Raw genomic sequence first — 23,924 nt, 5'->3', positions numbered from 1 at the left:
CGAGAGTGCGCACGGAAGTTCTCAAGCTGTCGACGGTCCGCACGCCGTGGGCCCTGCTGGCCGCCGCCCAGGTCGTCATCGTGCTCGGCGCGACGGGGCCGTTCCTGCGCGACGCGCGGGGGCCGGAGGCGGTGCGTTCCGGGGCGGCGCACCTGGGGTTGACGGCGCTGTTCGCGCTGGTGCTGGGCATCATGGCGGTCGCCGGTGAGCACCGGCACCGCACGGTCGGCGACACGTATCTGGGGCAGCCGCGCCGGGGCCGGGTCCTCGCCGCGAAGCTCGGGGTGCACGTCGGGGCCGGTGCCGCGTTCGGGCTGATCGGGGCCGTCACGGCGCTCGCCACCAGCGCTGTCGCGGTGTCGATCTCGGGTTCGTCCGCGGACTGGTCCGACCGTGCGCTCTGGCAGACCCTCGTCGGCGGGATCCTGTGGAACGTCATGTTCGCCGCCGTCGGCGTCGCTGTGGGCGCCCTCGTGGGCAACCTGACGGCGGCGGTCACCGGCGCGCTCGCCTGGCTGGCCCTCGTGGAGGGTGTCGTGGGGCAGGTGCTCGGCACGGACCTGGCGCGCTGGCTGCCGTTCTCGGCGGGTGCCGCGCTCGGCGACCTGCCCGCGGGCGGCGGGCTGTCGCAGACCGCGGGCGGGCTCGTGCTGGCCGGCTACACGGCGCTGCTCGTGACGGCCGCGCTGCTGATCACCCCGCGCCGGGACATCACCTGAACGCGGCGGCCAGGACCCCGTCGAGCGGTCGTGGGACCCGGGACGGGTCGACGGCCTCGACGAGGAGCCGCGCGTAGGCGAGCTTGCGGCGGGCGCGGATGACGAGGAACCGCCGGATCTGGGCGTCGAGGCTCCGGCCGCGCCACGCCGCCTGGCCGCGCATCGTCCGGAACGCCTGCAGTTCCCCGTGCTCGGCCAGCAGCGCCTCGACGCCCGGCACGCCGACCGCACGGATCAGCTCGTCCTCGAGGTCGACGTCGCACACGTGGAAGCCGAGGCGTTCCAGCTCGGCGCGGGACGTGGGCGCACCGAGGCCCGACGAGGCGAGCGCGCGCCGGATCACGGGCTCCTCGCCGACGTCGCAGAGGCCGCTGAGCCGCACCCCGCTCGGCACGAACCGCTCCAGATACCGCCGCGTCCCGTGCGCCCCGCCGGTCGGGACGATCACGACCTGCCGCGCGGCGAGGTCGTACCCGCGGCGCCGGGCGAGGGTCTCGAGCGCGATCTGGTCGCTGACCCCCTCGACGAGCACGATGCTCGCGGCGCCGGCGGCTTTCTCGAGCGCCCGCGCGGTGGCCTCCGGCCCGGCGGTGGGGCCGTGCGCGTAGCCGTCCAACAGGTGGGCGTAGTCCACGCCCCCATTCAACGGCCGCGGGTGCCGGGCGGCCAGCGAATATGCGAGGTGCATGATGTGTCATGGTTGAGCACATGGGCACCGACTGGCTCACCGACGACGAACAGCGCGCCTGGCGCGCCTACCTGCGCATGCAGGGCCGCATCACCGCCGCACTGCACCGCCAGTTGCAGCAGGACTCCGGCCTCTCGCTGCCGGACTACGACGTCCTCGTGGCGCTGACGGACGCGTCGACGGGGCGGCTGCGGCCGTTCGAGTTGCAGCGGGCGCTCATGTGGGAGCAGAGCCGGCTGTCGCATCATCTCAACCGGATGGAACGCCGCGGACTCATCGGGCGGGAGCCGTGCGACGACGACGGCCGGGGGGCGTTCGTCGTGTTGACGGAGGCCGGCCGGGCGGCCATCACCGACGCCGCGCCGGGCCACGTGGAAACCGTGCGGCGGCTCTTCTTCGACCGGCTCGACCCGCGTCAGGTGAAGGCCGTCGATGAGATCGCGAGAGCGGTGCTGGCCGAGTTAGATTGATCCGGTGACCATTTACGACGTGGCGATCCACGACCTGCAGGGCAAGCCGCTGGCGCTGGACGGGTTCCGCGACCGCGCGCTGCTGATCGTCAACGTCGCCTCCCGCTGCGGGCAGACGCCGCAGTACTTCGGCCTGGAGGCGCTGCAGAAGGAGTTCGGCGAGCGGGGGCTGACCGTGCTCGGCGTGCCGTGCAACCAGTTCGGCGGGCAGGAGCCGGGGAGCAGCGAGGAGATCGCCGAGTTCTGTTCGACGACGTACGGGGTGACGTTCCCCATGACGGAGAAGGTGGACGTCAACGGCGAGGGACGGCACCCGCTCTACGACCGGCTGGTCGGGGTCGCGGACGCCACCGGCCACAGCGGTGACATCCGGTGGAACTTCGAGAAGTTCGTCGTGGCGCCCGGTGGGGAGATCACGGCGCGGTTCGGGCACCGGGTGCAGCCGGAGGACGAGGGGCTGCGCGCTGCCGTGGAGTCCGCCCTGCCGGCCTGACCGTCCACTGTGGAGGGCCTCACGGGAGCACCGGGCAGGTGCGCCACGCGTCCGACTCCGGCGTCGGCAGCGTGAACGACACCCGCACGCGCGCGTCCGGCGCGCCGCCGCTCTGGATCCACACGCCGAGCGCGGTGCACACGATCTGGTCGACGCCCAGCGGCGCGACCTCGTAAGCGGCCAGCGGCACGCGCAGCACGATCAGGCCGGGCCGGGTGTCGACCACGACCCGGGTCGGCTGCCCGGGCGGGATACGCGTGGACAGGCCGTCGCGGCCGCCGGGCCCCTCCAGCAGCAGGGAGAGCGCCTCGGCGATGGTGCCCAGTCGGCCGGTCCGCCGGGACTGCGCGGCGAGGCGGTTCTGCGCGTCGACGAAGTACAGGGTCACGGCCGGTGCCACGCCGGTCGGCGCCTCGCCGCGTTCGTGGACGCCGGAGGGCCGCACGCCGCAGCCGGCGAGCAGGAACATCAGCACCGCGCAACAGATCCGTCTCATCCGTCCTCCGGGTCGCGGGGCAGTCGCAGCGTGAACCGGGCACCGCCACCGGCGGCGTTCGCGGCGGTGATGTCGCCGCCGTGCAGGCGGGCGTTCTCCCGGGCGATCGCGAGGCCGAGCCCGCTGCCCGGGGTGCGGGTCCGGGCGGCGTCGTGCTTGTAGAAGCGGTCGAACACGTGCGGCAGCACCGCATCGGGCAGACCCGGCCCGCCGTCGGTCACCTCGACCCGCACCTGCCGTGCCGCCGCCGACACGGTGACGCGCACGGGAGGCGCCCCGTGGCGCAGGGCGTTGCCGACCAGGTTCGCCACGACGACGTCCAGCCGCCGGCGGTCCACCGGCACCCGAACGCCCTGCGCCGCGACGAGTTCGACCCGGTCCGACCAGCCCCGCGCGCGCAGGCACTCGCGCACGGCGTCGGCGACGTCGACCTCCTCGACCCGTGGCCGGGCGGTCCCGGCGTCGAACCGGGACACCTCCATCAGGTCCTCCACGAGCCGCACGAGCCGGTGCACCTCGGTGATCGCCAGTTCGGCGGACTCGCGGGCGTCGGGTGCCATCCCGTCGGCCGCGGACGCGAGCACCTCCACGACCGCCGTCAGCGTGCTCAACGGCGTGCGCAGTTCGTGCGACACGTCGGCGGTGAACCGGCGCGCGTCGGCCTGCATCCGCCGCAGTTCCTCCATCGAGGCCTGCAGGGAACCGGCCATCCGGTTGAGCGTGACGGTCAGCTCCGTCAGTTCGTCGGCGCCCCGCGGGGTGGACCTGGCGTCGAGGTCTCCCGCGGCCAGCCGCCGGGCGGTGTCGCGCAGCCGGCGCACCGGACGTAGCACGCTGTTCGCCGCCAGCACCGCAAGAAGAACGGCCAGCGGCACGGCCGGCGCGGCGGTGCCGACCGCCACCCGGCCCAGCCCGTCGACCTGCCGTTCGACCTCGGCCAGCGGGAACACCGAGTAGACCTCGATGCCCGACGGGCTGCGCCCGCCGTCCGGCGCGGTGACCACGACCGGCGTCCCGACCAGCAGCCACGGCCGGCCGGCGGCGACGATCCGCTGCGCGACCAGCCGCCCGCGGGTGCGCACGGCGTCGCGCAGCGCCCCGGTGACGAGGCCGGTGCGGTCGCCGCCCACGGACGACAGCTGCCCGTAGGTCACCACCGTCTCCGGTCCGACCGCCGATCGCAGCCGGTCCAGGCTCTCCTGGTCCGGCGGGTAGGACAGCTGCGGGGCGACGGCGCCGATCCGTTCGGCCACGACGCCGGTGAGCTGCCGCTCGGTCGCCTCGACCAGGGCCGCGCTCGCCGACCGGGCGCTGGACCAGGCGGTGACGGCGACGGCCAGCAGCGTCACCGACACGAACGCCAGCAGCAGCCGGAACCGCAGCCCCCACCTCATACCCGCCCTCGCGTCACAGCGGGCCGAACCGGTAGCCGAACCCGCGCACCGTCTGCACGTACCGCGGCGCGGCCGGATCGGCCTCCACCTTGGCCCGCAGCCGCTGCACGCAGTTGTCCACCAGCCGCGAGTCGCCGAGATAGTCGTGTTCCCACACGTCCTCCAGCAGCTGCTGCCGGCTCCACACCCGGCCCGGGGCGCGGGAGATGGTGAGCAGCAGCCGCAGCTCGGTCGCGGTCAGCGGCACCGGCACGCCGCACCGCGTCACGGTCAGCGCCGCCGTGTCGACCCGCAGGTCGCCGTGCACCCGTACGCCGTCCGGTGGGCCGGAGCCGCGGCGCAGCACGGCGCGGATGCGCGCGTCGAGCACGGTCGGCCGGGCCGGTTTGACGACGTAGTCGTCCGCCCCCGCCTCCAGCCCCGCCACGATGTCGAGGTCGTCGCCGCGCGCGGTCAGCATGATCACCGGAACCTCGCCGGCCGAACGGACGCGCCGGCACACCTCGATCCCGTCGATACCGGGCAGCATCACGTCGACCACCACGAGATCGGGCGCCGCGGTGCGGAGTTCGCGGAGGCCCTCCTCGCCGGTGTCGGCGGTGCGCACCTGGTGACCGTGCCTGCCCAGGGCGAGGTGGAGTCCGCGCCGCAGCAGCGGATCGTCTTCGATCAGCAGGATCGACACCATCCGCCCAGTATGCGGATGTTCGGGGGGTGTGCCGTGGGCGTGGGCGGGCTGCGACAGGATCGGGACATCAGGCGTGCGCGCCCGGGACGGTGCCGGCGCAGCCTTGCCGGTCATGGGATCTCATCGGAGAAGGCGCCGCGTGCTGTTCGTCGCGGCGACCGTGCTGAGCGCTGCGGCGTTCGGCGTGGGAACGAGTTTCGGCGCCGACGAGCCGGCCGGCGGTGGCGCGTTCGACGTGGGCGCGTACGACATCGCGATGACGTACCGGCCGGAGAGCGGCACGCTGCGCGCCGTCGCGGTCGTCGACGCCACGGCGATCGCCCGGCTCGACCGCTTCGCGCTGCATCTGAGCGGGCCGGCGGTCCGTGCGGTCACGGTGAACGCGAAGCCGGCGACGTTCGCGCGGGAGGGTGCGGAGGAACTCGTGATCGTGCCGGCCCGTCCGCTCGCGCCCGGTGCGCCGCTGCGCGTGCGGGTCGAGTACGAGGGCACGCCCGGCGCCGGCTGGCTGCCCACCGTCTCCGGCGGGGCGACCGCGTTCCAGGGCAGTTCCGGTGCGTGGTTCCCGGCGCACGAGGACGCCCACGACCGGGCCGACTTCCGGCTGACGGCCACCGTCCCGCCCGGCTGGGGCGTCGTGTCGGTGGGTCGCGAGGAGCCGGTCCCGCAGGGGGCGACGGCGGCCGTCTTCCGCTGGTCGGAGCCGAACGTCGACCCGGCGCACCTCGCCGTCTCCGTCGACCGGTTCGCGTTCGAGCGTTCGACCCTGGCCGACGGCACGCCGGTGGTCGACGCCTACGCGCCCGGGCTGCGGGAGGCGACGGCGCCGCTGGCGCACCGGCTGCCGGAGATCCTGGACTTCCTCGCCGGCCGCTTCGGCCGGTATCCGTTCCGCGCCGCCGGGAACGTCTTCACGCACGTCAACGACGACGGGCCGGCGACGGCGCCGCAGACCCGCCCGGTGTACCTCGGCGCCGGCAACGCGCGCTTCATGACGCTCGACGCCGTCGTCCACGAACAGGCACACCAGTGGTACGGCGTCTCGGCCGCGGCGAACGGGCCGGCGGACGCGTGCCTCGCCGAGTGCTTCGCCGTCTACGCCACCTGGCTGTGGAACGAGGCGAAGGACGGCGCGGATCTCGACGCCCGCTACCGTTCGCAGGTCGAGGAGAAGAAGGACGACGCCGGCTTCTGGCAGGAGCTGTACCGCCCCGGGACGGCACCCGGGATCGGCATGTACGGCAAGGGCCCGCTCGCCCTGCACGCGTTGCGCCGCTACGTCGGCGAGGCGGCGTTCGGCCGGCTGCTCGCACAGTGGCCCCGCGAACACCGCGCCGGTTACGCGGACTGGCCGATGTTCGAGGCGTTCGCGCAGCGGGTGGTGGGCCGCGACCTCAGCGGCTTCCTCGCGGCGTGGTTCCGTGCTGCGGGGGTGCCGGCGGAGGAGTATCTGCGGCCGGTGCCGGGTCTGCGCCGAGGCTGACCGCACCGGCGCCGCTGACCCGGTCGAGCGCCGCGTACCGGCCGGCGCAGACCAGCAGCAGCGCGCCCATCGGCCCGCGCACCTCCGGTCCGACGCCGGCCGTCCAGGAGCAGTCCGTCGCCACCAGACGGAAGCCCGCCATGCGGCGCACCGACGGGGGCGGCGGCGGCCAGCGCATCGACAGCATCCGGTCGGCCGCCGCCGCGCACGCCTCCGGCGGCATGTCGACGTGGCGCCCCAACGGGATCGCGATGTCCTGGGTGTGCACCAGGATGTCGATGAGCGTCTCCATCGGGGTCACGCCGAGGTTGTGCCGGCGCGAGCCGACGGTGGCGCGGATCGCGGCGACGAGGCGTTCGGGCGGCAGGGCCGCGGCGCGGCGGCGGGCCATGTGCGCGGTGGTGCGGTCCAGGCTCCCCCGCACGGAGCGCAGCAGCGCCGGCAGGTCACGCAGGCCCAGTTCCTGGAGGGTCAGGTGGGCGGCCACGTCGCGGACCGTCCACATCGGACAGAGCGACGGGTGCGCCCACTCGGCGTCGGAGAGCCCGTCGAGCAGGTCCGCCACGGCGGTGCGCTGCTGGTCGACGGTGCTCCAGTGGTCGGTCATGTCCTCACTCCATCCCTCAGGACGCTGGTGACGAGCGCCAGGATCTGGGCCGACGGGTCGAACGTCGGGTCCGGGATCGCCAGTTCGTGCAGGACCAGGCCGGTCCAGTGGTTCATCAGCTGGGGCGCGTGCCGCCGCGGATCGGTCGAGCCGGCCACCCGCAGCCAGTTGACGAACCACTCGTTGACGCCGGCGCCGGTGGCCAGCAGCTGTGCCCGCAGGGACGGCTGGATGCCGGACTCCACGAGGATCGCGTACCTCGCCAGGGTCAGCGTCCGGTGCCGCCCGGTCGCCTCGTGCGCGAACGCCGTCATCGCCGCCGCCAGCTCCGCCGGCGTCGTGGGCGTGCTGCGCAGGGCGGTCTCTTCCCAGTTGGCGCGTTCGCGGGCGGCGAAGCGGTCGATGACGCCGCTGAGCAGCGCCTCCCGGGTCCGGAAGAGGTTGGATGTCGAACCGGCCGGCAGTCCCGCGGCGGCGTCGACGGCCCGGTGCGTGAGCGCGCGCATGCCCCGCTCGCCGAGCACGGTGATGGCCGCGTCGAGCAGGTCTTCGCGTCGTCCCATGCCGGCAGACTACACCCGTAGTTCGAAAGACAACAGGCGTAGTAGCATTTCGGGGTGTACGCATACCGCGCGGATCGCGCTTTCGACGGGGAGCGGGTGCTGAGCTCGGGCGCCCTGGTCCTGGTGGACGACGGAAGGATCGTGGCCGTCCAGGAGGGCCACCCGCCCGCCCCGCACGACTGCGCCGTGACCTACCTCCCGGGCACCACCCTCCTGCCGGGGCTCATCGACGCGCACACCCACCTGTGCGGCAACGACGCCATGGACGCGCTCGACCGGCTGCCGCACATCGGCGACGACGAGATCGACGCGGCGGTGCGCACGGCGTTCGACCGACAGCTCGAAGCCGGCGTGACGGCGGTCCGCGACCTCGGTGACTACCGGTGGGCGGTCGTGGACCGGCACCGCGACCGGCCGGACGGACCGACGGTGGTCGCGTCCGGGCCACCGATCACCAGCCTCGGCGGGCACTGCGCGGACCTCGGCGGAGCGGTCGCCGGCGTCGCGGCGCTGCGGGCCGCCGTCCGCGAGCGCGCCGAACGCGGCGCCGACCTCGTCAAGCTCATGACCAGCGGCGGCATGATGACGCCGTCGTCCGACGTGGGGGCCTGCCAGTTCACCCTCGACGAGGTGCGGGCCGTGGTCGACGAGGCGCACCGGCACGGGCTGCCGGTGACCGCCCACGCGCACGCGCTCGCCGCCGTGCAGCAGTGCCTCGCCGCCGGAGTGGACGGCATCGAGCACTGCAGCTGCATCGGCGCGCACGGGCACGGCGCCCCGCCCGAGGTCGCCGACGCGATCGCCGCCGCCGGCATCGCGGTCTGTCCCACGCTCGGGCACGACCTGAGCCGCATGCCGCCGCTGCCGCCCGCGGTCGCCGAGACGGTCGCCCGCCACGGCCTCACCGTCGACAACCTGATCGCCAACGTCGGCATCCTGCACCGGCACGGCGTCACCCTGATCAGCGGCGCGGACTCCGGCATCAACCCGGTCAAGGCGCACGGCAACCTGCCCCGCGCCGTCGTCGAGCTGGCCGCCGCCGGAGTGTCCACAGTGGACGCCCTCGCCTCCGCCACGGGACGCGCCGCGGACGCCTGCGGGCTCGCCGGGCGCACCGGCCGCCTCCGCGCCGGGCTCGACGCCGACCTGCTCATCGTCGAGGGCGATCCGACCACCGAGATCTCCGCCGTGCGCGCCGTCCGCGCGGTCGTCTCCCGTGGACGTGTCACCGGGACCCCTCGGTCGAACGTCTAACAGGATGACGTTTGTCGCATCGTCACAAGTTGACGCCCGGCCGGCGATAGGAGAGTGTTTTTCGGCATTTGGCATGTCATCGACTGGTAGGAGGACCGACACGTGCACGGCCCCGGACTGGCTCCGTCGCAACCCGTGCAGGTCCTGCGTCCCCAGGCGTTGCGACCCGGTGACCGCGTGCGCATCGTCGCCCCGGCCGGCCCCGTGGACGAACGCCTCAACCGCGGCATCGAACTCCTGCGCGGGTTCGGGCTCGAGGTCGAGGTCGGCGCCCACGTGCACAAGCACAACGGCTACCTCGCCGGCACCGACGACGAACGCCTCGCCGACCTCGACGCCGCCCTGCGCGACCCCGGGATCCGCGGCGTCTTCGCGGCCGCCGGCGGCTACGGCACGCAGCGCATCGTGGACCGGCTGGACCTGTCCGCGCTCGCGGCCGACCCCAGGGTTTTCATGGGATTCAGCGACATCACCGCCCTGCACCACCGGCTGTGGCGGGAGCACCGGCTGGCGACGTTCTACGGACCGGTCATGGTGTGGGGCGACGGCCGGCTCGGCCCGGAGTGCGTCGAGTCGCTGCGCCGCTGCCTGATGACCGGCGAGCCGATCGTGCTGCACAGCGACCCGGCCGAACCGAGCGCGGAGATCCGGGTGCCGGGCCGCGCCACCGGCCGGCTCGTCGGCGGCAACCTGTACATGCTCACCGCCGCGATCGGCACCCCCGACTTTCCCGACCTCGACGGGGCGATCCTCATGTTCGAGGACGTCGGCGAGGCGCCCGCCAACTACGACAGCATGCTCACCCACCTGCGCCGCATCGGTGCCCTGGACCGGCTGGCCGGGATCGCGATCGGGCATCTGGTGGAGTTCAGCGGCGGGCACTGGGCCCGGCGGGCGTACCGGTGGGCCAACCCGGACGCGCGGCGCAGCTGGATCGCCGACACGACGGCCTCCATCCGGGACCGGGTGGCGGATCTGGGCGTGCCGGTGCTCGGCGGGCTGCCGATCGGGCACGGCAGCGGCCAGCTGACGGTGCCGCTGGGCACGACGGCGTTCCTCGACGCGGAGTCGGGGACACTGACCGTCGAGCCGGGCACCGCTCCTCCCGCGGGCGCGCCGGCGGCGTGACCGCCGTTCGGCGGGTCGGTCGGAGCCGCCGGGGCCTGATCCGGGAGGCAGAATCCCGGACGGGCCGGAAGATTGCCGCCGACGGGCTCCCGGACCGACGGACTGACGACCCCGTAACAGCCGGGCGGATCGTCCGGACGGGTATCGATCACCACGTGCGCCTGGCCACGTTCGTCGACCGACACGGCGAACGAACTGCGGTACGGCTGGAGCGGCCCGGGATCTGATGACCCGTACAGATGCAGGGTCGCCGGCCGGCCTGCCGGGAAGCCACCGAGGTACAGATCGAGGTCGGCCCCGAGATGGAGGAACGGCGGCCTGACGAGCAGCAACCTCGGTGTGCTCGGCAGGGCGAGCGTGACCGACAGTTCGGCCACGGTGGCATCCTGACGGGCGACGATCCGCAACGGGCCCAAGGGCATACCGACGGGCAGGTGCACCCATGCGCCGTAGTTGTCCGGGGATCGGGGCGGCGGGAGATGTCGGCTGAAGGAGCCACCGGCGGCCGGAATGAACTCGACCTCCACGTCGACGCCCTCGCCGAAGTTCTGCAGGCAGGCGTTCAGAACGCCGGGGATCTCCACGACGCCGGAACGATCGGACGGCGTCATCACGACGATGCGCGGCGCGCCCGGTTCGATCCTTCCCAGGCAGAAGCCCTCGCCGCCGAGGTAGACCTCGGCCTGGGCGGCAACGCCGTCGGGAGGCGACGAGGCCGTCCTCGACAGGTCCGGTCCGCTTCCAGGCGTCGGTCCCGCGGCCGTCGCCGGTCCGGTGGCGGCCGCCGGTCCCGTGGCCGTCGTCCCGACGGGCGGCCTGCCCTCGGATGACGCGGCGGCCGGTGTCGACGCCGTCGGGAGGTGACCGGACGTCGCGGGGAACGGCGCAGGCATCGGCGTGCCGGGTGCGGTCGCCGCCGGTCCCGACGTCGCACGGCCGGCGGCGAAGGCGAGACACCCGGAGACGACGGCGAGCGCGAACATCGCCGAGGCACGCCGGAACCGGCCACGGAGCGCGTCGGCGTTCACCGCGTCGATCCGCAGCACGACGGGGTGGTCGCTACGGCCGGGGCGCCGCAGGACATCGCGGTCAGGTGGCCGTCGACCGTGTCGCGCCCCGCCACGTCGCCGAGGCGGGCGTACGCGTCGCGCAGATTGCACAGGAAGATCCGCTTCCGTTCAAGAACGGAGGGGCGGTCCACGTGCATGCGGTCGAGCAGGGCGATCGCCTCGCGGTATCCCGTGGCCGCCGCCGGATATCCCCCGAAGCCGGTGTGTCCGGGTTGGTCCGCGGTCTGGAGCGCGATCAGGGCCTGCCCCGCCCAGGCCTCGGCAGCAAGTCGAAGCGCGTGTCGCATACCCGCCGGGGAGCCCCGCACCACCGGGAGCAGCCGGATCGCCCGCGCGAACTCCTCGTGGGCGGAGGCCCATTGCGGCGTTCCGCCGACGATGCTCGCGCACTGGTGTGCCAGGCCGAGCCCGAGGTGCAGTTTCATCCGCGTCAGTGCCTCGCCGTCGGAACCCCCGTCGGCGTCGAGCGCCGCCTCGTACGCCCGCGCCGCCTCGCTGAGGCGCTCCTGCCCGTCACCGCCCGGCCGGCACGGCACGCCCGCACGGATCGCCTCGGCCAGGCCGAGTCGGCCGCGTGCGTAGTCGGGCCGTTCGGCGAGTGCACGACGGAAGTACTCCTCCGCCGTGGCGAGCCTGGTCCGGTCGGCCCGCCCGACGACGTTGCCCAGCATGAGATACAGCGCCTCACGCCCCGCCGTCCGGGTGCCGGTCGCGCGGTCGGCGGCGATGAACGCCTCCTCGGCGGTGCGCAGCTGTGCCTCGGCGGCCGGGAAATCCTCCAGCGAGTAGGCGCCGAGCCCCCGGCTGAGCGCGACCAATCCGGTCAACCGGTGCACGTGCGCCGCAACCAGGTCCTCGTTGAGCTGCCAGTTGCCGGTCACTGCCTCGACCGGCTCGACGGTGCGCGTCGTGTGCAGTCCGACGAGTTCGGGGGTCTCCGCCAGCGTCCGGTCGCTGACGTACACGTGCAGGCGAACCGCCGCCACGTCGCCGTCGACCTGCACGCTGCCCGAGATCACCACATCGGCGGCGTACCGACGGGCGACCGCGACCGAGTGCGACGTCGGCCGGTCGACGACGGCCCGCGTGCCCGGGACGGTGCGCACCCGGACCGTCGGGCCGCTGTCCGCCAGGCCCCGCAGGTACTGCCGGAGTGCCGCGTCGAGCCGCCGGCCGGTGAGTGCCACCGCTGCCGACGGTGCGTCGACCGCTATCGGCGCCACGACGATGTTGAACAGCCCGGTCATGGGCTCGTACGCCGGCGCGCCCAGATCGCCGCCGAGCAACAACACCAACGCCACCACCTGCGCGCGCACGATCGCCGCCCCGACCCACTCGCGCCGCCGCCTTAACGGCGGCGCGAGCATGCCGAGCGCGGCGGCGGCACGGGTGGGCGGAACCGGCCGGGCCGGTGGCGGGTCCGGCGGCGCAACGGCGTCGAGCACCGGATCCGCGCGCAGCACCTGCGTCAAGACGCGACGCAGGGCCGGCCCGGGGCCGATGCCGAGTTCGTCGGAGAGCCGTGCCGCCACCTGCCGGTACAGCTCCAACGCGTCCGCCCGCCGACCGTCGCGACACAGGGCGAGCATGAGCACGCCGGCCAACCGTTCCCGGAACGGGTGCTGCGCGACCAACAGCGGGAGTTGACGCAACAGTCCGACCTGCTGACCGGCGGCCAGTTCCTGCTCCACGCAGTCCTCGACGGCGGCCAGTCGCATTTCCTCCAGGCGGACGGCGTGCCGGTGCAGCAGCGCACTGTCCAGGCCGGTCAACGCGGGTCCCCGCCACAACGACAGGGCATCGCGCAGGAGAGCCGCGGCCTCGTCCGGGCGATGCGCCGCCATCCGTTCCTGAGCGGCCGACACCAGCGACTCGAAGCGCATCAGGTCGAGCCGGTCCGAACCGGGGCACAGCCGGTAGCCGCCCGGCACTGCGGACAACATCGCCGAGACGCCGTGTTGCTTCAACATGGCCCGCAATTGCGAGACGGCGTTCTGTACCTGCCGTCGTGCCGTCTCCGGCGGGTCGTCATCCCAGATCGCCTCGGCGAACTCCGCGAAGGTCACCACCTGGTCCGCCCGGACCAGCAGCAAGGCCAGCACCACGCGTTGCCGTTCACCGGCGACCACCAGATCGCCGCCCGCGCGAACCCGCAACGGCCCGAGTACGCCGAATTCGAGGTGCATCCCGCCCCCGTCCGCACCGCCGACATCCTGCCGCGACGTTAACCGACAGCCGTCAATGCCTGTGTCGGAACGGCGACATCGCTCGATACGTCGATCTCCGATGAAGATCCGAGGACGTCCGGGGAACGCCCGCTCGCACAGTTCTCGGAGCCGGTCACGCCGGTGCGGCACCCGCCGCAGCCGTCGATGGCCGCCCGATGAAGGAGACGCACATGAAACACCCGACCCGGTTCCTCGGCGCCGTCGCCGCCGTCGCGTTGGCGGCCACCGTTCTGCTCTCCGGGAACAGCGCCAGCGCCGGCGGTCCGGCGCAGGATGTCGTCCGTGCCGGGGCCGGCACCTACACCGGCTCGGCGGACCAAAGCGAGGCGCCGCCGACCGCCGTCCGGTCCCGTGCGGGCACCGACCGGGCCAACTGCTGGACCACGATCCGTCAGCCCGGCGGCGCGGGCACCACCATCTACGTCGACTACAACAACTGCGGGAGCAGCTCCGTCTGGATCACGCCGAACTCCCAGGCCGTCAACGGCAGCGGCACGTTCACCTACGTCGGCTCGTGCAGCCCCTTCCGGCCCGGCGAGATCAAGACGTGGACCATCACGCCGAACTACTTCCCGGCCACGCCCACGCACAACTACAGCGTCACCAACTGCCTGTAGCGACCGCGCCCGGCAGCCGTCCCGCGCGGCCGGCTGCCGGGTCTACAGCGGGCGGCGGCCGGCGAAGCCCAGGTCGGCGCGGTGGTACCAGGCCAGTTCCGCGTCGCCCTCCAGCCAGCACAGCAGCACCGGCACCCCGTCGAACTCGGCCGGGAAGTCCACGAGCAGCGGTGCCACGCCCTTCAACTGCACCCCGGCCGCGCGCACGTCGGCCAGCAGTTCGCCGAGGCGTGCCTCGGCGGCCTTGCGTTCGGGCAGGCCGCCGAGCGGCGTGAACGGGTTGTCGGATGCCAGTGCCGCGGTCAGTTCGGCCAGGTCTGCCCGCACCACGACGATCTCGTCGAGGAGCGGGCGGAGCCTGAGCAGTTCCGCCCGCGCCTGCTCGACAGAGAAAACCCCGGTCAGGACGCGACCTCGGCGCGGCCCTCGGCGGCCCACAGCGTGTGGAACTTGCCGTCCCGGTCCACCCGCTCGTACGTGTGCGCCCCGAAGAAGTCCCGCTGGCCCTGCACCAGGGCGGCGGGGAGGCGTTCGGCGCGCAGGCCGTCGTAGTAGGCGAGCGCCGAGGAGAACCCGGGCGCCGGGATGCCCTGCGTCGCGGCCAGCGCCACGACCCGCCGCCAGGCGTCCTGCGCCCCGCTGACGGCCGCGAGGAAGTAGTCGTCGACCAGGAGCGTCGGCAGCTGCGGGTTGCGCTGGTACGCCTCGGTGATGTGGTTCAGGAACTTCGCGCGGATGATGCAGCCGGCGCGCCAGATGCGGGCCGTGGCGCCCGGGTCGATGTCCCACCCGTACTCGGCGCTGGCGGCCTGGATCTGCTGGAACCCCTGCGCGTACGCGACGATCTTCGAGGCGAACAGGGCCTGTTCCACGGCGTCCTTGAGGTCGGCCTCGCCGCCGGTGGGGCTGGGACCGGGCAGGCCCGCCTCGACGGCCGCCTTGCGCACGTCCGTCCCGCCGGAGAGGGCGCGGGCGAAGACGGCCTCGGCGATGCCGCTGACCGGCACCCCCAGGTCGAGCGCCGACTGCACGGTCCAGCGGCCGGTGCCCTTCTGCTCGGCGGCGTCCACGACGACGTCAACGAACGGCTTCCCGGTCGCGGCGTCGACGTGGCTCAGCACCTCGGCCGTGATCTCGATGAGGTAGGAACCGAGGCGGCCCTCGTTCCAGCCGCGGAAGATCTCGGCGATCTCGGCCGGCTCGTGCCCGCCGGCCCGGCGCAGCAGGTCGTACGCCTCGGCGATGAGCTGCATGTCGGCGTACTCGATGCCGTTGTGCACCATCTTGACGAAGTGACCGGCACCGTCCGGCCCGACGTGCACGCAGCACGGCACGCCGTCGACCTTGGCGGAGATGTCCTCCAGCAGCGGGCCGAGCGCCTCGTAGGACTCCTTGGAGCCGCCGGGCATGATGCTCGGGCCGTGCAGGGCGCCCTCCTCGCCGCCGGAGACGCCGGTGCCGACGAAGTGCAGGCCGCGCTCGCGCAGCGCCGCTTCGCGCCGCCGGGTGTCGGCGTAGTGCGCGTTGCCGGCGTCGATGAGCATGTCGCCTTCTTCGAGCAGCGGCGCGAACTCGTCGATGACGGCGTCGGTCGGCGCACCGGCCTTCACCATGATGACCACGCGGCGCGGGCGTTCGAGGCTGGCGACGAAGTCCTCGGCGGACTCGGCGGGAAGGAACGTGCCCTCGTGACCGAACTCCTCGACGAGTTCCTTGGTGCGGCTGTAACTGCGGTTGTGCACGGCGACGGTGTGGCCGTGGCGGGCGAAGTTGCGGGCGAGGTTGCGGCCCATCACGGCGAGGCCGGTGACACCTATCTGCGCTTTCTGCGTCATTGCCTACCCTCCTGCTTTGTCACAGAGGGTACGTCGCCGCGCCCCGGTTAGGTTCCCGCGGCGGTGATCACGTGCGGCACGGCACGCTCAGCGGCCCGCGGTCAGCGCCCGCAGGGTGTCGAGCTGTGCGGCCAGGTGGGTGGTGTGGCCGATCGAGGCGTACCAGGTCCACAGCTCGACCGCGTGGAACAGCCGGTAGAGCTCGATCCGTTCGGCGCCGTGCGGCGGCAGCGGGCCGTAGCCGTCGAGCAGGGCGGCCCGCTTCTCCCCGGAGTCGTCGAGGGCGAACTGGAGCGTCTTCGCCAGGTCGGTCATCGGGTCGGCCGCCTCGGCGTTCTCCACGTCGATGAACCCGGTGACGGCGCCGGCGTCGTCGACCAGCACGTTGCCCTCGTGCAGGTCCTTGTGGCACAGCACCGCACCGGCGCAGGCGGCGAAGTGGTGCTCGTCGGCGGCCACCCGCCGCGCGACGGCGTCGTGCAGGTCGGCCGGGCCCCCCGCCGCGCGGAACCCGTCCAGGTGCCCGGCGAACCGGCGCCGCATGTAGGTCAGGTTGTCCGGCACCGGATCCTGGATCCCGGTCGTGAGTTCGCCGTACGCGGGCAGGCCGATCCGGTGCAGGGCCGCCAGGAACCGCCCGATGCGCCGGTACGCGGCCCGCACGGCGTCGGGCTCCGGCGCGCGTTCCCACATCGGGCGGCCCGGCAGCAGCGTGAGCACCGTCGCCGCGCGCTCCCGGTCGACCCGCACGATCCGCGGCACGCCCTCGACGCCGGCCATCAACCCGTAGACGTACACCTCCTTGGCCTGCTTCGCGCGCCACTCCGCGGAGTAGACCTTGACGATCAGCGGGTCGGCGCCGGCGAGGCGCACCTCGTGCACCGTGTTCAGCGAACCGCCGGTGCGCGGCACGACCTCGGTGACGACGCAGCCGTCGGGCAGCACGTCGGCCGGAAAAGGAAGCGACACCGCGTCGACAATAGGCCGTGGACAACACCGAACTCGTCCGGCGGCGCGTCGCCGGCTGGCTGCGGCCGGGCGGCCTCTTCCTGGCGACCACCGGCGCGCGGGCGTGGACCGGCACCGAGGAACGCTGGCTCGGCGGCGACGCCGACATGTGGTGGAGCCACGCCGACGCGGCCACCTATCGCGACTGGATCACCGGCGCCGGCCTGAGCGTCGACGCCGAACGGTTCATCCCCGAGGACGACAGCGGTCACCAGTTCTTCCTCGCCCACCGGCCGAGTACTCAGACTTGACTTAATTAAGCTCGCACTTACATAGTGCAGGGGTGCACGGGCTGCGGCACCTCCGGCGGTTCTGGGGCCAGCGGCTGGACGCACTGGCGACCGAGCTGGCCCGCGGCAGGCGGCGGCGGCACGAGGAACAGGAGACCGAGGTGACCGAAGCGACGACGGCCGGGCTGCTGGCCGAACTCGCCACGCTCGAGGACCCGCGGGTCCGCGAGGTCAACGCGAAGCACGGCGACGATCACGGCGTCAATCTCGGCGGCCTGCGGGCGATCGCCAAGCGGCTGAGGACCCAGCACGATCTCGCCCGCGAACTGTGGCGCACGGACGACAGCGCGGCACGGCTGCTGGCGCTGCTGATCTGCCGGCCGAAGGCGTTCGGGCGCGACGAGCTGGACGCCATGCTGCGCGGCGCACGCACCCCCAAGGTGCAGGACTGGCTCGTCAACTACGTCGTGAAGAAGAGCCCGCACGCCGAGGAGCTGCGGCGGGCGTGGTTCCACGATCCCGATCCGGCCGTGGCGAGCGCCGGCTGGGCCCTGACCGTCGAACGGGTCGCCAAGAAGCCCGACGGCCTCGACCTCGCCGGGCTGCTCGACCAGATCGAGGCGGAGATGAAGGACGCGCCGGAACGCCTCCAGTGGGCGATGAACCACTGCCTGGCGCAGATCGGCATCGCGCACGCCGTTCATCGCGACCGGGCGATGCGGATCGGCGAGCGGCTGCAGGTGCTCCGGGACTACCCGACTCCCTCGGGCTGCACGTCGCCGTACGCGCCCGCGTGGATCACCGAGATGGTGCGCCGCCAGGAGGGCTGACCCGTCATGGTGTCGTGCTCCAGTCCTGGACCTCGATCGTGCTGCCGCCGGTGCGCGGGCAGAAGATGCTCAGGACGTTCGCGGTCCGGAGCCGGGCGTGGTCGACGAGCGGGTCGGACATGTAGGCCGCCGCCGAGCGGCTGCGGACCGTCCAGTCGCTCCACCCCGAGGCCTTCGAGGCGGTCGCGATCTGCAGGACGTTCGTGCCGGAGTGGCCGCTGACGACATACAGATTGTCGAACGCGTCGACCGCGATGTCGCCGCGGCTCAGCCCCTCGGTCCAGCCGAGGTGGCGCTGGTGCCACACCGTGGACGCGTTGTCCCGCCAGTAGTGCACGAGAACGGCGCTGTCGCGCGCGACGTCGAAGTCGGCGATGCTCGGCGTGCCCGGGGTCAGGTGCGACGAGAGCACGTGCACCACTCCCGACGAGTCGACCACCTGGGACTCCTGGTTCGTCAGGCCGCGGTCGGGGCCGTTCGGCCAGACGCGCAGGCCGGTCGAGCCGGACGCCAGCGGCGCGGAACCCGTCGTGGCGACCACCGTTCCCGCGTTGTCGCGCCACGTGCGGCCCTTGTCGCGGCTGTACGCGTAGTACATGTCGTGGTTGGTGCTGGCGTTCGGCGTCTCGCGCACGGTCCACGTGACGTGCAGCAGCCCCTCGGCGTCGTACCCGATCCCGAAGAGGTACGCGTTGTTGTCGTACGTCGTCCCGTCGATGAACCTCCCGACGAACGACCAGGCGCCGGAGCGGTACTCGTAGAGCACCTCGTCGCCGTTGCCGCTGACGCCCGTGCGGATCGCCAGTTGCAGCGTGCCGTCGGGCGCGGCGAAGAACCGCGGGTACGTCACCGTCGGCATGCCGGTGCCGGCGAGGCCGTTGCGCACCGCACCGAAGCTGTCGGCCGCCCAGGTCCCGCCGCCCGTCGCCAGCCCGGTCGTGGAGCGCCGGTACTTCAGCATGTCCGAGTGCATGTCGAACGCCAGGTGGATCGTGCCGTCCAGCGGCGAGATGCCGAAGCAGACGACGTTGTGCGAGTCGGTCGACGTGGTGCGGTAGTCGGTCAGGCGCACGTTCTGCCACCCGCCGGTGGGCAGTCGGCGGCGGGAGATGTTGACGTAGCCGTCCTCGTCCCAGAACGCCGCGTACTGCCGGCCGTCGAAGGTCGTGATGCCGTCCTGCTGGAACGACTCACCGTTCATCAGGCCGGAGTAGCTCACCGCGGTACGGCCGTCGGTGGTCAGCGTCGTGGTGCCGGCCAATCGGATCATGGGGGCTCCGCCTCGTCGCCCCCCGGGAAGAGGCCGTCGATCAGGAGGTCGATCGCGCGCTCCGCGTCCGCCGCGTCGGCCACGCTCAGGACCATCCGGAACATCAGCGCCAGGTCGGCCGGCACCGCTCCCGGGCGGGCGTGGCCGTGCTCCTGGGCGCGGCGCAGCGGCCCGGAGAGCGCGGCGATCACGCGCTGCTGGTACCGCTCCCGCGTGCTCTCGTCGAGGCGCTGCGCGAGCAGCACCAGCGGGCGCATCACCACCAGCGTGCACAGCACCTGCCGCAACAGGTCCCGGAACGCCGGCGGGGCGACGAGGGCCGCGTGGTGCTCGAGCCGTTCCATATGATGGTGAACCACCGCGGCGGTGAGGGCGCGACGGTCCGGGAAGTGCCGGTAGAGCGTCGCCTGGCCGACCCCGGCGCGGCGCGCGATCTCGGGCATCGGCACGACGGACGCGCGGCCGGTCATCGCCTTGACGGCGGCCTCGACGATCGCGGCGCGGTTGCGCTGGGCGTCGCGGCGGCGCGCGGGCCGGGCCCCATACAGCATGGCCACGCTCCTGGAAAGCGACCGACGTTACCTGCCGGTAAAGATAATGTCACCGCCTTCAATTTCTCGGTACCGCCTCCTACGCTGCCGCCACCCCCGGCCGAGGAGTTCGCCATGGTCAGACTGCTTCGGACAGCGCTCGTCGCGGTGCTCGTGGCCTGCGTGACGCCGGTCGCCGCCGCCCCGGCCGCCGCCGCGCTGCCCACGACCGGGCCGCGCTTCGTCGACATCGCCGGCAGCGGCGTCACCCTGAAGGCGAACGTCGTCGCCCCGTCGGCCGCCGGTCGCTACCCCGCGATCGTCTTCCCGTCGAGCTGGGGCCTCAACGACCTCGAGTATCTGGCGCAGGCGCGGGTGCTCGCCGGGCGCGGCTACGTGGTGGTGTCGTACACGCCGCGCGGGTGGTGGTTCAGCGGCGGGGAGATCGACACGGCCGGCCCGAAGGACATGGCGGACCTGTCGAAGGTGCTCGACTGGACGATCGCCAACACGGCCACCGACCCGGCCCGGATCGGCGCCGCCGGCATCTCCTACGGCGCCGGACTCAGCCTGCTCGGCGCGGCGCACGACCCGCGCATCCGCGCCGTCACGATGATGAGCGGCTGGACCGACCTGGTGTACTCGCTCTTCGGCGACAACACCCGGCACGGCCAGTCCGCCGGGCTGCTCTCGCTCGCCGCGCAACTGCTCGGCAACCCGGGGCCCGACCTGAACGGCAGGCTCGCCGACTTCAACGCCGGCACGAACATCGAAGAGGTCAAGGCGTGGGCGCGGGTGCGTTCGGCAGCGTCCTATGTGGACGCCCTGAACGCCAACCGGCCGGCCGTCCTGGTGGCGAACGCCTGGGGTGACTCGTTCTTCCCGCCGAACCAGCTCGCCGACCTGTACAACCGCCTCACCGTGCCCAAGCGGCTGGAACTGCGCCCGGGCGACCACGCGATCGCCGAGTTCACCGGCATCCTCGGGCTGCCGAACGACGCCTGGACCTCGCTGTACCGGTGGTTCGACCAGTATCTGGCCGGGGTGGACACGGGGATCGCGGGCGAGCCGCCGGTGGTGGCCGTGCCGCACAACGCCGCCGCCGAGTCCTACGCCTCGTGGAACGCGTTCGGCGGGACGCCCCGACGGCTGGGGCTCGGCGCGATCCGCGCGCTCGACGGGACCGGGCCGCTCGGCGGTTCGCCCACGAACGGGTGGAGCAAGGCGCTGCCGACCGACCTCGACACGACGGCGAACGGCGGCGTGGTGCTGCTGACCAACGGCGTCGCCGCGTTCACCGGTGAACGGCCGAAGATCTGGCTGCCGACCGTCGACCGTTGGCGGGCCGGCGTGTGGGCCGGGGAGCGCCCGCTGTCCGTGCGGCGCATCCGCGGCGTGCCACGGGTACACCTGGAACTGCGCGACGCCGCCGCGCGCGGCACCGCCGTGGTGTACCTGTACGACCTCGACCTGTTCGGGACGGCCCGGCTCGTCACGCACGCGCCGGTGACCTGGCTGGGCACCACCGCCTCGGTGGACGTGGCGCTCTCGGCGACGGCGTACGACGTTCCGGCCGGGCACGCGCTCACGCTCGTCGTGGACACCGTCGACCCGCTCTACTACGACGAGAACGCCCCGGGCGGCAGCGTCACGGTGGCCGGTGGGTCCTATGTGGACGTTCCGCTGAAATAGGCTCTCCCCTCCCCCGGTCCCGCTCCGGCGCCTTCCTTCAGGGCGCCGGAGCGGGCGCCAAACGGGGTGATCCGGGCGGCATCACACTGCCGTCCACTGTGGACATTCATGGTTGTGGGAAATTGCATCGGATCCGGTCGATCGACCTGCGATAGTGTGCCCCGGGCGGCGCGCGGTGCTCCGCCGGTTATCTGGGGGACATCGCGTGAACTCTCGTCGCCGTTTCCGGGTCCCGGCCCTGTTCGGGGCCGGAATACTGCTTCTGTCGCTGCTCACCACGCCCGGAAGCGCGGGTGCCGCAACGGTTTCCGCACCGGCGCCCGCCGCTGCCGTCCGGCCCGCCGCCGACGCGCCGGCTCCCGCCGCCGTGCCCGCGGCCGCGTTCGTGCCCGCCGGTGTGCAGTTGGCGCAGTGCGGCGGGCCGCTGACGTTGGGCACGGTCGTCACGTGCGGCTCCACCACGGCAACCGAGCAACACACCTACTCCTTCACCACCACACTCGACGGCGACACGCTCATCGCCCAGTTCCTGACGGACACCCTGATCAGCACCGGGGTGTACGCACCGGACGGGCAGTACCTCTGCTACCTGCGCGGGGCCACCACCTGCCGCCTCGGCCCGGCCGGCACGTACACGATCGTCGTGTCGCTGCAGCCGGGCTGGCAGGGCGGCGCCTACTCGTTGAGCGTCGAGTCGTTGCGCACCCCCTCCTCCTGCACCGAGCTGACCCCCGACGTGTTCAGCTTCTCCGGCAACGGCCTGTCCGCCACGCTGCCGGCCGGGATCGCGGCCGTCTGTTACCGGTTCGACCAGCCGACCGGCTCGCTGCTGCACCTGGCCGCCCCGGGCGGCGCGGGCGACGTTCAGGGGCAGATCCGGGGCGCCGACGACGAACCGGTGTGCACCGTGCGGTACACCGGCACCTGCGCCCTGTCCCGACCGGGGCCGTACCGGCTCTTCCTGTACGACTACTACGGCGGCGCCAACGACCACACGCTCTGGATGCCCCGCATCACGCAGCCGACCGGATGCGCCGACCTGGCCGTGGCGCCGTTCGGCGACCCGGGCGCGGCGACGGCCTCCGCGACCGTGCGTCGACCCCGCGTCACCTGCCACCGGATCACCGGACTCGAGACGGGTGCGGCTGCCGTTCGGCTCGCCAACAGCCAGCATCTCGACTGGGCGCTGTACGACGACGCGGGCACGAGCACCTGCACCGGCTACGCGTCGATCACCACGTTCTGCACGGTGCCGCGTTCCGGTGCGCAGACCCTGATCGTGTCCAACCACGAGGTCGGCAACGCCCCCGTCACCTACCGGCTGGCGGTCGTCGCCACGCACAGCGACACCGGCTGCGCCGCTCCCACCGGAACGTCCTGGGACACCCCGACCCTGCGCGTCCAGCCGGCCTCCGAGCTGCAGACCACGTGCCACCCGTTCGCGGCGAACGCCGGCGACCTCATCGCGCGCTACTCCTCCTCCGCCGGCGACGGGTACGCCACGACCGCTGTACTCGACAGCGCCGGCAAACCGGTCTGCGACGCGGCCGGCACCGGGCTCGAGTGTGTCGTTCCGGCCACCGGCACCTATCGGCTGCTGTCCAGCGGCGATCAGGATTACAGCCTGCAGTTGCGGCGCCTGTCCGACCCGGCGGGCTGCCCGGTCGTGCTGCCGGGCGCGTACGGCGCCGCCCCGGCCGGTGCGGCCGGCGGCATCCGCTGCCGCTTCCTCGACGTCCCGGCGGCCGGCGGCTACAACATCGCCGCGATGTGGCCGGACGACAACGGCCTCGCGTCGACCAGGGTGTACGACCGCACCGGCCGCGCCCTCAACTGCTATCCCGCGATCAGCATCTCCTGCGCGCTCCCCGCAGCGGGCCGGTACATGCTGGTGGTCCAGGGCAACACGAGCACCTCGGTCGTGGCGGACGACGTCCGGTACGCCACCGTGCTGCTGCCCCAGGCCGCACCGACGGGGTGCACGGAGGTCACCGACACCGCGCACCGGGACACCACCCACCGGGGCGGCTTCACCGTCGCCGGTGAGGTCGACTGCCTGCGCCTGCCCGGTCCGGCCGGAGCGAAGCTCGTGCAGCTGACGCCGAGCGGTGCCACCGGTGGCGAGGTGCCGATCGTGACCGTGTTCGACAACAACGGCTCCTACGTGTGCGACTCCTACCAACTGCGCCAGACCACCTGCCAACTGGTCGGTGCCGCGCCGTTCTACGCCCTGGTCGCCCCGCGGTCCGGTACCGGCACCGGCACGTACTCGATCGGGTTCGCCCGCCTCGACGTCGCCTCGGGCTGCCCCACGCTGACCCGGGCGGCCGGCCGGGCGCTGTTCGGCCCGCGCCCCGATCGCTTCGCCGCCTGCTACACGATCCCGGCGGACCAACACAGCGGCATGCAGACCATCGGGTTCAAGCGGCTGCGCGGCGCGAGCAAGGCGACGGTCTCCGTCTACAACGCGGCCGGGACGAAGTACTGCACGTTCCCGTATCCCGCGCTGGCGGAGTACACGTCCAACTGCACGGTGCCGAGCGGTCCGGTCACGGTCATCGTGGAGGCCGACGACGTGACGGGATCGTTCGAGATCACCTACCGCGATCCCCGCAACCCGTGACGGGGACG

General features: G+C 73.1%; 23 protein-coding genes. 11 read left to right on the top strand and 12 right to left on the bottom strand.

Going from position 1 to position 23,924, the window contains the following annotated elements; genetic code table 11:
• The first annotated feature begins 5 nt into the window (after positions 1 to 5).
• Complete coding sequence (locus Val02_RS01610; RefSeq protein ID WP_203897018.1) at positions 6 to 719, top strand: ABC transporter permease; 714 nt, start codon at positions 6 to 8, stop codon at positions 717 to 719.
• Here Val02_RS01610 and Val02_RS01605 read toward each other — a convergent pair.
• Positions 712 to 1,407 (bottom strand): TOPRIM nucleotidyl transferase/hydrolase domain-containing protein, encoded by a 696-nt coding sequence (locus Val02_RS01605; RefSeq protein ID WP_239151419.1) that lies wholly within the window; start codon positions 1,405 to 1,407, stop codon positions 712 to 714. The genes Val02_RS01610 and Val02_RS01605 overlap by 8 nt on opposite strands.
• 8 nt (positions 1,408 to 1,415) lie before the next feature.
• Between Val02_RS01605 and Val02_RS01600 the strand changes: the two genes are divergently transcribed.
• Together Val02_RS01600 and Val02_RS01595 are read left to right on the top strand one after the other, a co-directional pair.
• Positions 1,416 to 1,877: a MarR family winged helix-turn-helix transcriptional regulator gene (locus tag Val02_RS01600; protein WP_239151417.1), complete on the top strand. Its 462-nt coding sequence runs from the start codon at positions 1,416 to 1,418 to the stop codon at positions 1,875 to 1,877.
• 4 nt (positions 1,878 to 1,881) lie between these two features.
• Complete coding sequence (locus Val02_RS01595) at positions 1,882 to 2,370, top strand: glutathione peroxidase (RefSeq protein WP_203897017.1); 489 nt, start codon at positions 1,882 to 1,884, stop codon at positions 2,368 to 2,370.
• Positions 2,371 to 2,389: 19 nt separating this feature from the next.
• On the opposite strand, the gene Val02_RS01590 is transcribed toward Val02_RS01595, so the two are convergent.
• The 3 genes from Val02_RS01590 to Val02_RS01580 are packed head-to-tail and all read right to left on the bottom strand — an operon-like array spanning position 2,390 to position 4,948.
• Entirely contained in the window at positions 2,390 to 2,866 is a 477-nt protein-coding gene (locus Val02_RS01590; RefSeq protein WP_203897016.1) for a GerMN domain-containing protein, read from the bottom strand.
• Positions 2,863 to 4,260 carry an ATP-binding protein gene (locus Val02_RS01585; RefSeq protein WP_203897015.1) on the bottom strand — a complete coding sequence of 466 codons (1,398 nt, stop codon included), beginning with the start codon at positions 4,258 to 4,260 and terminating at the stop codon, positions 2,863 to 2,865. Before Val02_RS01585 ends, Val02_RS01590 begins: the two co-directional genes overlap by 4 nt.
• A 13-nt stretch (positions 4,261 to 4,273) precedes the next feature.
• Positions 4,274 to 4,948, bottom strand: a complete 675-nt coding sequence (locus Val02_RS01580; protein ID WP_203897509.1) for a response regulator — start codon at positions 4,946 to 4,948, stop codon at positions 4,274 to 4,276.
• A 139-nt stretch (positions 4,949 to 5,087) separates the two neighbouring features.
• Here Val02_RS01580 and Val02_RS01575 point away from each other — a divergent pair, with 139 nt between their 5' ends.
• Positions 5,088 to 6,431 carry a gluzincin family metallopeptidase gene (locus tag Val02_RS01575; protein ID WP_203897014.1) on the top strand — a complete coding sequence of 448 codons (1,344 nt, stop codon included), beginning with the start codon at positions 5,088 to 5,090 and terminating at the stop codon, positions 6,429 to 6,431.
• Here the strand turns inward: Val02_RS01575 and Val02_RS01570 are convergent.
• Positions 6,343 to 7,038 (bottom strand): maleylpyruvate isomerase family mycothiol-dependent enzyme, encoded by a 696-nt coding sequence (locus tag Val02_RS01570; RefSeq protein WP_203897013.1) that lies wholly within the window; start codon positions 7,036 to 7,038, stop codon positions 6,343 to 6,345. The genes Val02_RS01575 and Val02_RS01570 overlap by 89 nt on opposite strands.
• Positions 7,035 to 7,601 carry a TetR/AcrR family transcriptional regulator gene (locus Val02_RS01565; RefSeq protein WP_203897012.1) on the bottom strand — a complete coding sequence of 189 codons (567 nt, stop codon included), beginning with the start codon at positions 7,599 to 7,601 and terminating at the stop codon, positions 7,035 to 7,037. The genes Val02_RS01570 and Val02_RS01565 overlap by 4 nt, the downstream gene beginning before the upstream one ends.
• A gap of 54 nt (positions 7,602 to 7,655) precedes the next feature.
• Here Val02_RS01565 and Val02_RS01560 point away from each other — a divergent pair, with 54 nt between their 5' ends.
• On the top strand, positions 7,656 to 8,855 hold the full coding sequence (locus Val02_RS01560; RefSeq protein ID WP_203897011.1) for an amidohydrolase family protein: 1,200 nt from the start codon (positions 7,656 to 7,658) through the stop codon (positions 8,853 to 8,855).
• 102 nt (positions 8,856 to 8,957) lie between these two features.
• On the top strand, positions 8,958 to 9,983 hold the full coding sequence (locus Val02_RS01555) for a S66 peptidase family protein (RefSeq protein WP_239151407.1): 1,026 nt from the start codon (positions 8,958 to 8,960) through the stop codon (positions 9,981 to 9,983).
• A 1,024-nt stretch (positions 9,984 to 11,007) separates the two neighbouring features.
• Here Val02_RS01555 and Val02_RS01550 read toward each other — a convergent pair.
• A complete protein-coding gene (locus tag Val02_RS01550) occupies positions 11,008 to 13,239 on the bottom strand; it encodes an AfsR/SARP family transcriptional regulator (RefSeq protein ID WP_203897010.1) in 2,232 nt (743 codons plus the stop codon).
• A gap of 212 nt (positions 13,240 to 13,451) precedes the next feature.
• Between Val02_RS01550 and Val02_RS01545 the strand changes: the two genes are divergently transcribed.
• Positions 13,452 to 13,898, top strand: a complete 447-nt coding sequence (locus Val02_RS01545) for a hypothetical protein (protein ID WP_203897009.1) — start codon at positions 13,452 to 13,454, stop codon at positions 13,896 to 13,898.
• Positions 13,899 to 13,940: 42 nt separating this feature from the next.
• Here Val02_RS01545 and Val02_RS01540 read toward each other — a convergent pair whose 3' ends face one another.
• The 3 genes from Val02_RS01540 to Val02_RS01530 form a co-directional block, all read right to left on the bottom strand.
• Positions 13,941 to 14,336 carry a DUF2203 domain-containing protein gene (locus Val02_RS01540; protein WP_308439977.1) on the bottom strand — a complete coding sequence of 132 codons (396 nt, stop codon included), beginning with the start codon at positions 14,334 to 14,336 and terminating at the stop codon, positions 13,941 to 13,943.
• Positions 14,300 to 15,733, bottom strand: coding sequence for an NADP-dependent phosphogluconate dehydrogenase (gene gnd / locus Val02_RS01535; RefSeq protein WP_203897008.1), 1,434 nt, complete (start codon positions 15,731 to 15,733; stop codon positions 14,300 to 14,302). Before gnd ends, Val02_RS01540 begins: the two co-directional genes overlap by 37 nt.
• Positions 15,734 to 15,820: 87 nt before the next feature.
• Positions 15,821 to 16,702: a phosphotransferase family protein gene (locus Val02_RS01530; protein ID WP_203897007.1), complete on the bottom strand. Its 882-nt coding sequence runs from the start codon at positions 16,700 to 16,702 to the stop codon at positions 15,821 to 15,823.
• Between the two features lie 17 nt (positions 16,703 to 16,719).
• Between Val02_RS01530 and Val02_RS01525 the strand changes: the two genes are divergently transcribed.
• Together Val02_RS01525 and Val02_RS01520 are read left to right on the top strand one after the other, a co-directional pair.
• A complete protein-coding gene (locus tag Val02_RS01525) occupies positions 16,720 to 16,992 on the top strand; it encodes a hypothetical protein (RefSeq protein WP_203897006.1) in 273 nt (90 codons plus the stop codon).
• A gap of 140 nt (positions 16,993 to 17,132) precedes the next feature.
• On the top strand, positions 17,133 to 17,801 hold the full coding sequence (locus Val02_RS01520; protein ID WP_203897506.1) for a DNA alkylation repair protein: 669 nt from the start codon (positions 17,133 to 17,135) through the stop codon (positions 17,799 to 17,801).
• 4 nt (positions 17,802 to 17,805) lie between these two features.
• Here Val02_RS01520 and Val02_RS01515 read toward each other — a convergent pair whose 3' ends face one another.
• Together Val02_RS01515 and Val02_RS01510 are read right to left on the bottom strand one after the other, a co-directional pair.
• Entirely contained in the window at positions 17,806 to 19,071 is a 1,266-nt protein-coding gene (locus Val02_RS01515) for a BNR repeat-containing protein (RefSeq protein WP_203897005.1), read from the bottom strand.
• Positions 19,068 to 19,622 (bottom strand): TetR/AcrR family transcriptional regulator, encoded by a 555-nt coding sequence (locus tag Val02_RS01510; RefSeq protein ID WP_203897004.1) that lies wholly within the window; start codon positions 19,620 to 19,622, stop codon positions 19,068 to 19,070. Before Val02_RS01510 ends, Val02_RS01515 begins: the two co-directional genes overlap by 4 nt.
• Positions 19,623 to 19,736: 114 nt before the next feature.
• Between Val02_RS01510 and Val02_RS01505 the strand changes: the two genes are divergently transcribed.
• Together Val02_RS01505 and Val02_RS01500 are read left to right on the top strand one after the other, a co-directional pair.
• Positions 19,737 to 21,293 carry a CocE/NonD family hydrolase gene (locus tag Val02_RS01505; protein WP_203897003.1) on the top strand — a complete coding sequence of 519 codons (1,557 nt, stop codon included), beginning with the start codon at positions 19,737 to 19,739 and terminating at the stop codon, positions 21,291 to 21,293.
• Positions 21,294 to 21,498: 205 nt separating this feature from the next.
• The gene (locus tag Val02_RS01500; protein WP_203897002.1) at positions 21,499 to 23,916 is read left to right on the top strand and encodes a hypothetical protein; all 2,418 of its coding nucleotides are present in this window, start codon (positions 21,499 to 21,501) and stop codon (positions 23,914 to 23,916) included.
• Positions 23,917 to 23,924 lie beyond the last annotated feature (8 nt).

It is taken from the genome of Virgisporangium aliadipatigenens, from assembly GCF_016863615.1.
Lineage (GTDB): Bacteria > Actinomycetota > Actinomycetes > Mycobacteriales > Micromonosporaceae > Virgisporangium > Virgisporangium aliadipatigenens.
This window is presented reverse-complemented; position numbering and strand designations above follow the sequence as displayed.

Bases quoted from the DNA above. Each gene is read 5' to 3' on its own strand.
- Val02_RS01605 (WP_239151419.1), bottom strand. From the start codon at position 1,407: ATGCACCTCGCATATTCGCTGGCCGCCCGGCACCCGCGGCCGTTGAAT.
- Val02_RS01600 (WP_239151417.1), top strand. From the start codon at position 1,416: ATGGTTGAGCACATGGGCACCGACTGGCTCACCGACGACGAACAGCGC.
- Val02_RS01590 (WP_203897016.1), bottom strand. From the start codon at position 2,866: ATGAGACGGATCTGTTGCGCGGTGCTGATGTTCCTGCTCGCCGGCTGC.
- Val02_RS01585 (WP_203897015.1), bottom strand. From the start codon at position 4,260: ATGAGGTGGGGGCTGCGGTTCCGGCTGCTGCTGGCGTTCGTGTCGGTG.
- Val02_RS01580 (WP_203897509.1), bottom strand. From the start codon at position 4,948: ATGGTGTCGATCCTGCTGATCGAAGACGATCCGCTGCTGCGGCGCGGA.
- Val02_RS01570 (WP_203897013.1), bottom strand. From the start codon at position 7,038: ATGACCGACCACTGGAGCACCGTCGACCAGCAGCGCACCGCCGTGGCG.
- Val02_RS01565 (WP_203897012.1), bottom strand. From the start codon at position 7,601: ATGGGACGACGCGAAGACCTGCTCGACGCGGCCATCACCGTGCTCGGC.
- Val02_RS01550 (WP_203897010.1), bottom strand. From the start codon at position 13,239: ATGCACCTCGAATTCGGCGTACTCGGGCCGTTGCGGGTTCGCGCGGGC.
- Val02_RS01545 (WP_203897009.1), top strand. From the start codon at position 13,452: ATGAAACACCCGACCCGGTTCCTCGGCGCCGTCGCCGCCGTCGCGTTG.
- gnd (WP_203897008.1), bottom strand. From the start codon at position 15,733: ATGACGCAGAAAGCGCAGATAGGTGTCACCGGCCTCGCCGTGATGGGC.
- Val02_RS01515 (WP_203897005.1), bottom strand. From the start codon at position 19,071: ATGATCCGATTGGCCGGCACCACGACGCTGACCACCGACGGCCGTACC.
- Val02_RS01510 (WP_203897004.1), bottom strand. From the start codon at position 19,622: ATGCTGTATGGGGCCCGGCCCGCGCGCCGCCGCGACGCCCAGCGCAAC.
- Val02_RS01505 (WP_203897003.1), top strand. From the start codon at position 19,737: ATGGTCAGACTGCTTCGGACAGCGCTCGTCGCGGTGCTCGTGGCCTGC.